Consider the following 12,162-nt stretch of genomic DNA (forward strand, 5'->3'; position numbering starts at 1 on the left):
TTGTTAGGGCATGGCCCTGTTTCTCATTGTGGAGTTTTTCCCAACGGAAAAATGGAACTTTGAGAAACGAATAAACCACCTGCTATGCGGGTGGATGGAATTGCTTAAGCTTACAGAAAAAAACCTCCAATGATATAATAAATGCAGGTTCGCCAACCGCATTAATCAAAGGAGGTATCCAATATGGATGTTAATAGTTTATCACATACAAAGTGGAATTGTAAGTATCATATCGTATTTGCACCAAAATATCGCAGAAAGATAATATATGGAAAACTTTATAGGGATATAGCAAGTATATTGAGTACACTATGTAAGAGAAAAGGAGTAAAAATTGTTGAAGCAGAAATGTGTCCAGACCATGTACATATGTTAGTGGAAATACCACCAAGCATGAGTGTTGCGCAGTTTGTAGGGTATTTAAAAGGAAAAAGTACACTAATGATATTTGAAAGGCATGCAAACCTCAAATATAAATATGGAAACAGACATTTCTGGTGCAGAGGATATTATGTAGATACAGTGGGGAAAAATGCGAAGAAAATACAAGAATATATTCAAAATCAATTAAGAGAGGATTTAGAATATGATCAAATGACATTAAAAGAGTATATAGACCCGTTCACGGGTGAGCTAGTAAAACCAAACAAATAATATGAGCCCAGGGGCTTATGTAGGGAAATGTCTAGCAATTGGCGAACCTTCGATGAGTCTTTAGACTCAAACGCTGGTAATGAGCCCTTATAGGGCGTGAGCAAACCACCAGTTAAGCCGGTGGTTTTGATTTATGCTATTGTTTTTATTTGTAAAGCTGCTGATATTAAGTTAATAAAAGAGATTATATCTAAAATTGGAGAATATTCTATGCTAATGTGGTTTTTGTCTTGCATTTTTTATGATAATTGTAAAGATGTCTTTCAACCTGTACTTTATTAGCTGTATAATCCAATATTAGTAACGATTTGGGGATTGGTTATGTGCTTTATTGTTTCATATTTCTTGGATATTGGTATTAAGAAAATTCAAAATATAAAGAATAAAAAAATTTTTAGATAAGTATCTTTTGCTTTTTCAAAGGCTTATTCAGGAATTGCCGTTAAATGGTAGATTTAGTTCTGGATAAGTCTTTATTTTCTGTATGAAATTGGATTTGCGAGAATGAATATCATATAGCATTTGTTAGTGTGTTTTGTTATAATATATGTATTTACAAAAACGATAATAAAATCCTATTTCTAATATTTATCTTATCAGAATCCACAAAATGAAGATAAGGAGCTGAATAAATGAATATCAATAAAAACCCGAATATTAAGGTTTATCAACTGAATGCTTTTGCACAATGTATCATTGCAAATCATAAATCCTATAAGGAATGGCATTATAACAATTATATACAGATTTTTGGATGGTTTTTAGATGGAGAAAAGAATGAACATGACAACTGTATTTTAGCGTATCTGGCAGGAAATATTTTTGGATACATTCCTTTGCTTACTTATGATAATTTTTCCGATCAGCTTGTGGAAACCAAAAAGGAAGACGTACTGTCCCTGCTTCGTGAGTACTTAGAAGAAGACATGGTATGGTACCTGTTTCTGGATCAGTTCTATACAAAGGAGGAATTAGCATATCAGAACAGGCATTATATACGGGATGTTTTATTACATAAAGATAATGGAGAAAATTTTGAATATGTACAGTTTGATAATGGCTTTTACAGCAATCATAAAGCAGATGAAGCTTCATTTCTGAAGGCTCTTACAAGCCATGATGCCAACTGTTTATACCGGATAAAATTAAATCATGGTATTTCGTATCAGTTCCAGCTTCCAGTGCTTATTGAGATGTTAAAGGATTATGTCTATTCAAGGGACAGCAGGGAAAGGATAGACTTGTATCTGAAAAAAGATATGTTCCATAGTGATGCTGTTTTTGGATTCCAGAAGGGAACAAAGTATTACTTTGGCATGGATGTTTATAAAATGCTGATTAAGAAAATGGAGTTTTGCATGAAGACAAGGGAGAGTCTGGATGGTGATATGTTTCATGTTATGTATGAACACAAAGTGCATCTGATTCATACAATTCGGTACTGCAAGGAAAATGGGTATCTGGAAGAAAGCCTGGCGGACTCCTTAATGAAGCGTTTGGGACAGATTGCAGAACGTCTTTATAGTATTTTATACCAGGTTATGCGACGGGATTTTTCGTATAAACAGCGAAATCTGGCAGGAGTGATTAAGGAATATGAGGATATTGCACAGAAGGAGAAAAAAATGCTATTGGAACTGATTGAGGAACTGGAGAAGAACTGCAAAGAACAATAGCCAAAATCTGAACTGGTTAATCGTACTTGTTTGTATGAATGAAATATAAATAATATTTTTTACAGTTTATGATGAAAAATGAGAAAGCCTCCATCAGTCCATCGCGCTCAGTCTATGTATGTTTTTCTGGCAGAGAAGGATGATCGTTTAGCAGAAGCATTTCGTACAGGTTAGAAAAAACTGCTAAAAAGGTTTCTGCGCCAGAGAAAATACAGTCTGCGAAGGAACTGATGGATCTTGCAAAAGCAGAACAGATTATTTTAAGACTAGCACATTTGCAAGAAGGATTGGTGAATTCGAGTGTCCTTGCTAAGTTCAGGGTGAAAGGATAAGGCGATTTGATTCTTATATTGAACAGCAACGATATGCTGGTCAATTCTGGATAGAATTTCAACGTTATCTTCTACATCTGTAATATAAGGTGCTCGAATAAATATCATTGGAAAGTTTGAAAATCCTTTTATGGAAGAATCTGTACAAAAGCTGGAAAGCTGTCTGCCGTATGCATTTCTTTTGACTGTTACGGGAAGGGTTCCAAGGTGAACCGTATGGTCATGTTCAATATTCTTGGCCAGAAGAATAAGTCCAGCACAAGTAGCTAGTGTAGGAAGACCATCTGAAATCATTTCTTTTAGAGGCTCTAACATGTCTAATTGCCGAAGCAGGCTGCCTTGTACAGTGCTTTCTCCGCCGGGGAAAATAATTCCACTAATTCCAGATAAATCTGATTTCTGTCTGAGTTCTACGCATTCTACGCCAAGTTTCTGGATCATGTCTTTCTGTTCGATAAAAGCTCCTTGAACTGCAAGTACACCTATTTTCATTTCTATTTACCTCGTTCTTCCATGATAAGCTGAATTTCGCTAGGATTAATGCCGACCATGGCTTCTCCTAAATCTTCGGATAATCTGGCAATTAAGCTGGAATCTGTAAAATTAGTAACAGCCTGTACAATGGCAGAAGCACGTTTAGCTGGGTTTCCTGATTTGAAAATGCCAGAACCTACAAATACGCCTTCTGCACCTAATTGCATCATAAGAGCAGCATCAGCAGGAGTTGCAACACCACCAGCAGCAAAATTCACAACTGGAAGTTTACCGTTTTCGTGTATGTATTGTATCAGCTCATATGGAACTTGAAGTTTTTTTGCCTCTTCAAAAAGTTCGTCACTTTGCATGGATTTTACTTTGCGTATCGCTGCATTCATCTTTCGCATATGTCGCACAGCCTGCACAACATCACCAGTGCCAGGTTCTCCTTTGGTTCTTATCATAGAGGCACCTTCCTGAATTCTTCTAAGTGCTTCTCCTAAATCCCTTGCACCACATACAAAAGGAACTTTAAACTGGGTTTTGTCGATGTGATACACATCATCAGCAGGAGAGAGTACTTCGGATTCGTCAATATAATCGATTTCAATAGCTTGTAATATCTGAGCTTCTACAAAATGGCCAATGCGGCATTTTGCCATAACGGGAATGGATACTGCTTCCTGAATGCTTTTAATCATTTTGGGATCGCTCATTCTGGAAACGCCTCCAGCTGCTCTGATATCAGCAGGGATTCGTTCTAATGCCATGACGGCACATGCTCCCGCTTCTTGTGCAATTTTTGCCTGTTCTGGGGTAGTGACATCCATGATAACGCCACCTTTTAACATTTGAGCTAATCCTCTATTTAATTGTTGTTGTGTCTGGTTCATAATCTATATGTCCTCCTTGAACTTTGTTTGAAATAATAGTATAGTAGAAGTGGTAATAAGAAAATACTCAAAAAGGAAAAAAAATAGATGCCAGATTGGGAGGAGCATAATGCTTACATATAATTTTGAACAGATAGAAGGACCTCTTTATGAATACATTTATAAATGTATCAAAAGCGACATAATTACTGGAAGACTACAGCCAGGAGAAAAACTGCCATCAAAACGCAGCTTTGCAAAGAATAATGGGATTAGTACCATTACGATTCAAAATGCATATGACCAGTTAATCAGTGAAGGGTATATTTATTCTTATCCTAAAAGGGGTTACTATGTTGCAAAGATAGACGGCATGAAAGAGATTCCAAAAACTGCCAATTTTTCATTAAGGATAAAACTGCCTAAAGAACCAGAATCCTATGCCATTGATCTTTCTAGTAATCGTACCAATCCGGATAATTTTCCATTTTCAGTCTGGGCAAAACTATGTAGAGAGATTATCACCAGCAGAAGCAAAGAATTGATGGAAATCTCACCAACAGGTGGAATATTAGAACTTAGATCCGCTATTGCAGAACATCTGCGTTCTTTTCGTGGCATGCTAGTAGACCCAGACCAGATAGTGATAGGAGCGGGAACAGAGTATTTATATAGTTTGTTTATTCAGCTTATTGGCGAGGACAAAATATATTGTATAGAGAATCCAGGATATAAGAAAGTTATGCAGATTTATAAGCAGCATAAGATTTTATGTAAGTATATTGACGTAGACGACAATGGGATTACTATGGAAGGGCTTAGAAAATCGGGGGCTGATATCGCACATATTAGTCCGACACATCATTTTCCAACAGGAATTACGATGCCTGTGAGCAGACGATATGAATTATTAGCATGGGCGAATGAGAAAGAGGGAAGATATATTATTGAAGACGATTATGACAGTGAATTCAGGCTTAATGGAAAACCAATTGCACCGTTATTCAGTATAGATGCATGCGAAAAAGTAATTTATATGAATACCTTTTCCAAGTCCTTAACGCCGACTATAAGAATCAGCTATATGATACTTCCCGTACATCTTGTGAACCAGTTTTATGAACAGCTTTCTTTCTATTCCTGTACGGTGTCCAATTTTGAACAATATACTTTAGCAGAGTTTATCAAACGAGGTTATTTTGAAAAGCACATTAATCGTATGCGCCTCCATTACAGCAGAAAGAGAAAGCAGTTAATCGAACTGATAGAACGAAGTCCGTTAAAAGAATGTGCAAGTATCCTTGAAAATGATTCAGGGCTGCATTTTCTTCTTCGATTAAAAACAGATATTCCAGATCGGGAGATTGTGGAACGGTTAAAAAGACAAGGAATTCGAGTGAAAGCATTATCAAGTTATTTTCTTACCAAGGAAGTGAAGGAGGAGCAGTCTCATTTGTTTCTAATTAATTACTCCAACATACAGGCAGAACAGGCGGCGTCTGCCTTTGAAGCATTTTATAGGAGTTTGTAAAAAGGATTAGAAAAGGACCCAATGAGTCAAACAGGAAATAAGGTTTGATTTATTGGGTCTTCTTATTGTGCTGATATGGATTATTTTGTGAGATAGAGAAAATATTTCTATAAAACGGGTTGACTTTTGAAATGAAAGTGATATTATAATGATATCAAATAAATTTAGGAGGTATTGGTTATGAAGGAAAAAATATATAAAAGCAAGAAAAATGGAATGCTTGCAATGTTACTTATTATTTTATTACTTTTAGCAGCGGCTGCTCTAGTAGTTCTTGGAGCAGTGGAAGAAGAGTCTGGTGCGGGATATGGAGTCGCTCTTATTGTTATGGGAGGAATCTGGCTTATTATTGGATGGATTCCTTTCTGCGGATTAAAAGTAATCAAACCACAAGAGGCGTTAGTATTGACTTTGTTTGGTGAATACAAAGGAACGATTCGAGAACCTGGATTTTATTTTGTGAATCCGTTTTGTACCGCATTAAATCCAGCAGCAGGAACTAGATTAGCTCAAAGTGGTGATACCACACAGAAAACAGGAAGCGAAACTTTAAATCACGATCAGGTGCTAGGAAAGAAAATTTCCTTAAAAGCAATGACTTTAAACAATGGCAGACAGAAAATTAACGACTGTTTAGGTAATCCAGTAGAAATCGGAATTGCTGTAATCTGGAAAGTGACCGACACAGCAAAAGCAGTTTTTAACGTAGACAATTACAAAGAATATCTTTCTCTACAGTGTGATTCAGCCCTTAGAAATATTGTAAGAATCTATCCATATGATGTAGCCAACGATGTTGACACAACAGGAGATGGTCAGGCAGATGAAGGAAGTTTACGTGGGTCATCCGAGATAGTTGCACAACGAATTAAAGAAGAAATTCAAAGTAAAGTTTGGGAAGCCGGTCTTGAAATTGTAGAAGCAAGAATTACTTACCTTGCGTATGCACCAGAAATTGCATCCGTTATGCTTCAGCGTCAACAAGCAGCTGCAATCATTGATGCTAGAAAGATGATTGTAGACGGGGCAGTAGGAATGGTAGAAATGGCATTAGATCGTTTAAATGAAAAGCAGCTGGTGGATTTGGATGAAGAACGTAAGGCAGCAATGGTTTCTAACCTGCTCGTGGTATTATGCGGCAACCACGATGCACAGCCTGTTGTAAATTCAGGAAGCCTGTATTAGTTATGGGAGCGAAGAAACAAGTACCACTCAGACTTTCTGAAAAATTGTATGCCGCTATCGCCGCCTGGGCAGAAGATGATTTCAGATCTGTAAATGGACAGATTGAATATTTATTAACAGAGTGTGTAAAGCAGCGTAAAAAGGATGGCAAGTACGTGGGTGAGGAAATTGATGTGCCACCAGAATTCGATATTTATTAAGGGGAAGGAGTAACAATAAAGGGTATGAACAAAGAGTATATTACACGAAAACATGTTATAACAGAAATACTTGGGAATATCTGTATCATAGCATCTATTATTTATGTAGTGTATTTGATTGTTACAATTGATGGCAAAATTCCTACTCATTTTAATGGAGCAGGCGAGGCAGACAAATACGGCTCGCCTGCTGTATTGCTAGGTTTGCCAATTACAATGCTTTTTTCTAATTTCGTTATGGCTGTGTGTATGCACTTTTTGCCAAAGGACATGTGGAATATGCCTTTTCGGGTAAATCCTGCGAGGGAATTAAAAGTATATCAGGGTATCAGTTATATGCTTGCGCTTCTTGAATTAGAGTCTGGAGTGTTCACGTTATTCTTTACGGTCAATTTCCGAAATGGTGATAATGCAATGAGGATTGTAACTATGCTATTTTTAGCTGCTGTTATAGCAAGTATTATTGGTGCAATCGTGAAAGCGGCAAGAGATAATAAAAAATAGAATTAAGGAGAACTGAATATATGGTATTTGAAACGGAACGATTAATCATTCGTCCTTGGGAGGAAGCAGACGTACAAAGCTGTTATGAATATGCAAAAGATCCAGCAGTCGGTCCAATAGCAGGATGGCCTGTGCATACTTCCGTAGAAAATAGCAGGGAAATCATTAAAAATGTATTATCTGCACCAGAGACTTATGCTGTTTGCCTGAAAAAAGATAACAGATTGCCACTACTATTGCTTATAAGAAAAAATTATAAGTAATAGTAGCTTTTTTTTATTAGACAGAAATGGAGTTATGGTTTAAAATATAATCATATTAAACACATAGGAATAAAAGGAATATAGTTGTAAAAGAAATAGAGGTGATTGGATGAAGCAGATAGTATGTTTTGGGGATTCAAATACATATGGTTATATACCAAAAGAAGGCACTAGATATCCATGGGGAGTAAGATGGACCAGTATATTAAATGAGAAGTTAGGATTAGAGAAATATCGAGTGTTGGAACAGGGGTTATGTGGCAGAACCACTATTTTTGAGGATCCATTACGTGATGGCAGAAATGGATTGAAAATGCTTCCAGCAGTACTAGAGACTAGTGGACCAGCGGATTTCGTAGTAATCATGCTAGGAACCAATGACCTAAAGACGGTATATGGGGCATCGGCAGAGGTGATTGGAAAGGGAGCAGAAAGATTGATAAAGAAAACGCAACAGTATGCCAAAGACAGTAAAATACTTCTGATTTCTCCAATATTCCTTGGAGAGCAGATTTGGAAAAAGGAATTTGATCCTGAGTTTTCAAAAGCTTCCGTAGAAGTATCGAAACAGTTAGGTGAAGTATATAAAAGGATTGCCAAGAAAGAGAATATAGCATTTTTGGATGCCTCTTCATATGCGAAACCAAGTGATGTGGATCAGGAACATTTAAATGAAGAAGGACATCGTCTGTTAGCACAGGCAATCTATAACAGGATAATAGAATTAGAGAAAGAAATTGCGTGATTTTTATTACGATTTGTAATATAATAGAACCGAAAAAGGAGGATGATTATGGCAGGAAAGGATATTAAAAAGTTACAGGAATTTTTAAGTGAAGCAGGAGCCTACTTTTTGGCTACTATGGATGGAGATCAGCCAAGAGTAAGACCATTTGGAACTGCATTGCTGTTTGAGGATAAAATTTATATGCTAACAGCAAAAGGGAAAGCTGTATCAAAACAGTTAGCTGAAAATCCCAAATTTGAAATCGCAGCTATGGATAAGACAGGAAGATGGGTTCGTGTATCAGGTGTGTTAGTGGAAGATAACCGTGTGGAAGTACAGGAAGCTTTGCTGGAGGCGTATCCAAATTTAAAGGCAATGTACAAGGCAGGGGATGCAAATACACATGCTTTGTACCTATCAGATGTTAAGGCGGTAATCTATTCTTTTACTGGGGAACCAGAAGTATTAGATATATAGTTTATGTTTCTAAAAAGCAGGAACTCTTATGGGCTCCTGTTTTTTTGTTTATTTAGAAAAACGGCATTTGTCAAGAGATAAGGAATCGTTTCATAAGACAAGGAAAGTCGAGAAAATTAGATAGAAGATGTGTAGAATCTTTTCTGTAAGGGAGAACGCTATAATAAGCAGGGTTTTCCTATGTTAAAATCCTGTGTTATAATTGGGTTACTAATGACAATTATATTGGCAGGAAAGGGAAGGTAGAATATGAAAAAGATTGCGTTAGGTAAAACGGGATTATTGGTACCAAATATTGCCGTAGGGTGTATGAGAATTCATGATATAGAGAAGGCTTTGGCAGAACGTTTCCTTGAAAATGCATTAGCCAGAGGAGCCAATTTTTTTGATCATGCAGACATCTATGGTGGAGGTGTCTGTGAAGAAAGATTTGCAGATGCGATTCATATGACCGCTAGTCTGCGTGAAAAAATAATTATTCAGTCCAAATGTGGCATTCGTCCAGGGATTGATTACAATTCTACAAAGGATTATATTGTTACATCTGTAGACAATAGCTTAAAGAGATTGAAAACAGACTATCTGGATATTTTATTAATCCATAGGCCAGATCCTCTTATGGAGCCAGAGGAAGTAGCAGAAGCATTTGAGATATTGCATAACAGTGGAAAAGTACGTTACTTCGGTGTTTCTAACTTTAATCCTATGCAGATTCAGCTTCTACAAAAATATGTAAAACAGCCATTACACATTAATCAGCTGCAGTTTAGTATAACCAATGCTAACATGATTTCACAGGGATTACATGTAAATATGTCAGATGAGGATGCAGTGAATCGAGATGGCAGTGTACTGGATTTTTGCCGTTTAAATGATATGACGATTCAGCCATGGTCTCCATTCCAGCACGGATTCTTTAATGGTGTATTCCTTGGAAATGAAAAATTTCCTGAACTTAATGCTGCAATTGATAAAATTGCAGAAAAATACGGTGTCAGCAGTACGACCATAGCACTGGCTTGGATTTTACGTCACCCAGCACATATGCAGCCAATTGTAGGAACTATGAATACAAGCAGATTCAATGATTGTGTAAAAGCTTCTGAATTGTATTTAGACCGTTCGGAATGGTTTGGCATATACAAGGCGGCAGGAAATACGCTGCCATAAAGGATAAAAATGATAAAAAGAAAAATAGGTATAGGATCAGGAAGGAGATTGGGTATGTTCAATTTTGATTATTTTACACCAACGAAAGTTGCTTTTGGTAAGGATACGGTAAACCGTGTTGGGGATCTGGTAAAAGAATTTGGTGGAAAGAAAGTATTAATTCATTATGGTGGAGGAAGTGTTATCCGTTCTGGTTTAATGGACAGGGTAAAAGCAAATCTTGAAAAAGCAGATATTTCTTATGTAATGCTTGGTGGTGCTGTTCCAAATCCACGTTTGTCTCTTGTTTACGAAGGAATCGAGTTATGTAAAAAAGAAGACATTGATTTTATTCTTGCAGTAGGAGGGGGAAGTGCTATCGACTCAGCAAAGGCTATAGGATACGGTGTGGCTAATGAAGGAGATGTGTGGGATTTTTACGACTATAAAAGAAAAGCAGAAGGCTGTCTGCCAATAGGCGTAGTATTAACACTGTCCGCAACTGGAAGTGAAATGAGTGATTCTTCTGTAATTACCAAAGAAGAAGGTTTAGTAAAACGTGGATACAGCAGTGACTTTGGCCGTCCTAAGTTTGCAGTCATGGATCCAGAATATACCAAGACATTGCCTGAATATCAGACGGCAAGTGGCTGTACAGATATTATGATGCATACAATGGAACGTTATTTTACAAACGGTGGAAACATGGAATTAACCGACCAGATTGCAGAAGGCTTACTTCGTACTGTTATGATGAATGCGAAAATTTTAATAGCAGAACCAGACAATTACGAAGCCCGTGCAGAAGTGATGTGGGCTGGCAGTCTTGCACATAACGGATTAACAGGCTGTGGAAGCAGTGGCGGAGACTGGATGTCCCACAAGCTAGAGCATGAACTTGGTGGTTTATATGATGTGACACATGGTGCTGGATTAGCTGCTATATGGGGAAGCTGGGCACGTTATGTATACAAGAACTGCCTGTCTCGTTTTAAACGCTTTGCAATTCGTGTAATGGATGTAGAACCAGCTGGAACAGACGAAGAAATTGCAATAAAAGGAATTGAAGCCATGGAAGCCTTTTACCGTGAAATCCATATGCCAACCAATTTATCAGAACTTGGAGTAGAACCAACAGAGGAGGAATTGAAACAAATGGCACATAAATGTGCAGTTGGCGTAGGAGGACAATTTGGTTCTGCTAAAGTCCTGAAGGAAGAAGATATGTTAGCAATTTTTGAGATGGCTAACAAGCAGGAGGAGAAAATCAATGAGTCAGGAAGATATTCTGATATTTAATAAAGTGTTAGAGAAAAACGAATGAAGGAGGAACGTTATGGGTTTGAAACTTTCCTTACATAGTGTGACCAGCACAATAAAATCTGTAACACAGACAGTTGCCAAAACAGTAAGCAAAGCAGGAGGCAGCGGAAGCAGCAATAAAACCAGCAGTTCGAATAAATCGAACACCTCAAGTAAGAAGCAGACTGGAGTAAGCAGTAAATCAGCAGGTTCCAATAAGCCGGCCAGTGCAAGTAATAAGGCAAATACGAAATATGTTACCAATGCCCCTGCTTTATACAATGCATCAGGAAAGAAAACAGCCGGAACCAGTGCAGGCTCCCTGAACAGGCCAGCACAAAGTTACGAAGTACAGAAAAAAGCATTGGAAGCAACTAGGAAAAAATCTGTTTTAACAGGAACTACAAATAAGTCAGCTTTAAAACCAGTATCCATCCAAGTTCCCATAACCCAAAAGAAAAAAGATCCAAGCGAAAAAGCAACTTCCAACAATCGTCCTGCCAAGAGCAATACCCATGTAAAAGACTATACCCCAACAGCAAGCAGGGAAGGAGCCGGAAAACCCTTTTACCATTCAGGAACAGTGGCAAAAGGAGTAAAAGGAGTAGCTTCAGGTGTAGCAGGCATGCTTCCCTATGCAGGAGATGTAAAAGATGCACAGGAAGTAATAACAGGAAAAGATCTGATCGCAGGCAAAAAACTAACAAAGGGGGAACGGATTGTTACAGGAGCCGCAGCCATCCTTCCAGCAGTTTCCGGACCAATGTTGAGAACCGCAGGAAAAGGTGCTAAAATAGCAGCAAAGGAAGCCCC

General features: G+C 37.7%; 13 protein-coding genes and 1 pseudogene. 12 read left to right on the forward strand and 2 right to left on the reverse strand.

The window, feature by feature from the left end; translation table 11 throughout:
* Window positions 1-183: 183 nt before the first annotated feature.
* Window positions 184-654 (forward strand): IS200/IS605 family transposase, encoded by a 471-nt coding sequence (tnpA, locus tag BMY85_RS14885; protein WP_092479150.1) that lies wholly within the window; start codon window positions 184-186, stop codon window positions 652-654.
* 632 nt (window positions 655-1,286) lie between these two features.
* Window positions 1,287-2,330 carry a hypothetical protein gene (locus tag BMY85_RS14890; protein WP_092479151.1) on the forward strand — a complete coding sequence of 348 codons (1,044 nt, stop codon included), beginning with the start codon at window positions 1,287-1,289 and terminating at the stop codon, window positions 2,328-2,330.
* Window positions 2,331-2,596: 266 nt separating this feature from the next.
* Here BMY85_RS14890 and pdxT read toward each other — a convergent pair whose 3' ends face one another.
* Together pdxT and pdxS are read right to left on the reverse strand one after the other, a co-directional pair.
* Entirely contained in the window at window positions 2,597-3,154 is a 558-nt protein-coding gene (gene pdxT / locus BMY85_RS14895; RefSeq protein ID WP_092479153.1) for a pyridoxal 5'-phosphate synthase glutaminase subunit PdxT, read from the reverse strand.
* 2 nt (window positions 3,155-3,156) lie between these two features.
* Entirely contained in the window at window positions 3,157-4,032 is an 876-nt protein-coding gene (gene pdxS, locus BMY85_RS14900; protein WP_092479155.1) for a pyridoxal 5'-phosphate synthase lyase subunit PdxS, read from the reverse strand.
* Between the two features lie 109 nt (window positions 4,033-4,141).
* Here pdxS and pdxR point away from each other — a divergent pair, with 109 nt between their 5' ends.
* From pdxR to BMY85_RS14950, 10 genes and pseudogenes are all read left to right on the forward strand, one after another.
* Window positions 4,142-5,542, forward strand: coding sequence for a MocR-like pyridoxine biosynthesis transcription factor PdxR (pdxR, locus tag BMY85_RS14905; protein ID WP_092479157.1), 1,401 nt, complete (start codon window positions 4,142-4,144; stop codon window positions 5,540-5,542).
* 180 nt (window positions 5,543-5,722) lie between these two features.
* Window positions 5,723-6,727 (forward strand): SPFH domain-containing protein, encoded by a 1,005-nt coding sequence (locus BMY85_RS14910; RefSeq protein WP_092479159.1) that lies wholly within the window; start codon window positions 5,723-5,725, stop codon window positions 6,725-6,727.
* Window positions 6,728-6,729: 2 nt separating this feature from the next.
* Complete coding sequence (locus BMY85_RS14915; RefSeq protein ID WP_092479161.1) at window positions 6,730-6,927, forward strand: PTS ascorbate transporter subunit IIC; 198 nt, start codon at window positions 6,730-6,732, stop codon at window positions 6,925-6,927.
* Between the two features lie 24 nt (window positions 6,928-6,951).
* Entirely contained in the window at window positions 6,952-7,431 is a 480-nt protein-coding gene (locus BMY85_RS14920) for a DUF1648 domain-containing protein (RefSeq protein WP_092479163.1), read from the forward strand.
* A gap of 20 nt (window positions 7,432-7,451) precedes the next feature.
* Window positions 7,452-7,652 (forward strand): annotated as a pseudogene (locus BMY85_RS14925) (GNAT family N-acetyltransferase); the annotation flags it as partial.
* A gap of 151 nt (window positions 7,653-7,803) precedes the next feature.
* On the forward strand, window positions 7,804-8,439 hold the full coding sequence (locus BMY85_RS14930; protein ID WP_092479165.1) for an SGNH/GDSL hydrolase family protein: 636 nt from the start codon (window positions 7,804-7,806) through the stop codon (window positions 8,437-8,439).
* A 48-nt stretch (window positions 8,440-8,487) separates the two neighbouring features.
* Window positions 8,488-8,898, forward strand: coding sequence for a pyridoxamine 5'-phosphate oxidase family protein (locus tag BMY85_RS14935; protein WP_330387319.1), 411 nt, complete (start codon window positions 8,488-8,490; stop codon window positions 8,896-8,898).
* A 249-nt stretch (window positions 8,899-9,147) separates the two neighbouring features.
* On the forward strand, window positions 9,148-10,068 hold the full coding sequence (locus BMY85_RS14940; protein ID WP_092479167.1) for an aldo/keto reductase: 921 nt from the start codon (window positions 9,148-9,150) through the stop codon (window positions 10,066-10,068).
* Between the two features lie 54 nt (window positions 10,069-10,122).
* On the forward strand, window positions 10,123-11,346 hold the full coding sequence (locus BMY85_RS14945) for an iron-containing alcohol dehydrogenase (protein ID WP_092479169.1): 1,224 nt from the start codon (window positions 10,123-10,125) through the stop codon (window positions 11,344-11,346).
* 37 nt (window positions 11,347-11,383) lie between these two features.
* Window positions 11,384-12,162 (forward strand): pre-toxin TG domain-containing protein (locus BMY85_RS14950; RefSeq protein WP_143066409.1); only part of this gene is annotated, 779 nt, incomplete at its 3' end.

Origin of the sequence: [Clostridium] polysaccharolyticum (genome assembly GCF_900111595.1) — a bacterium.
Taxonomy (GTDB): Bacteria; Bacillota; Clostridia; order Lachnospirales; family Lachnospiraceae; genus Clostridium_AI; species Clostridium_AI polysaccharolyticum.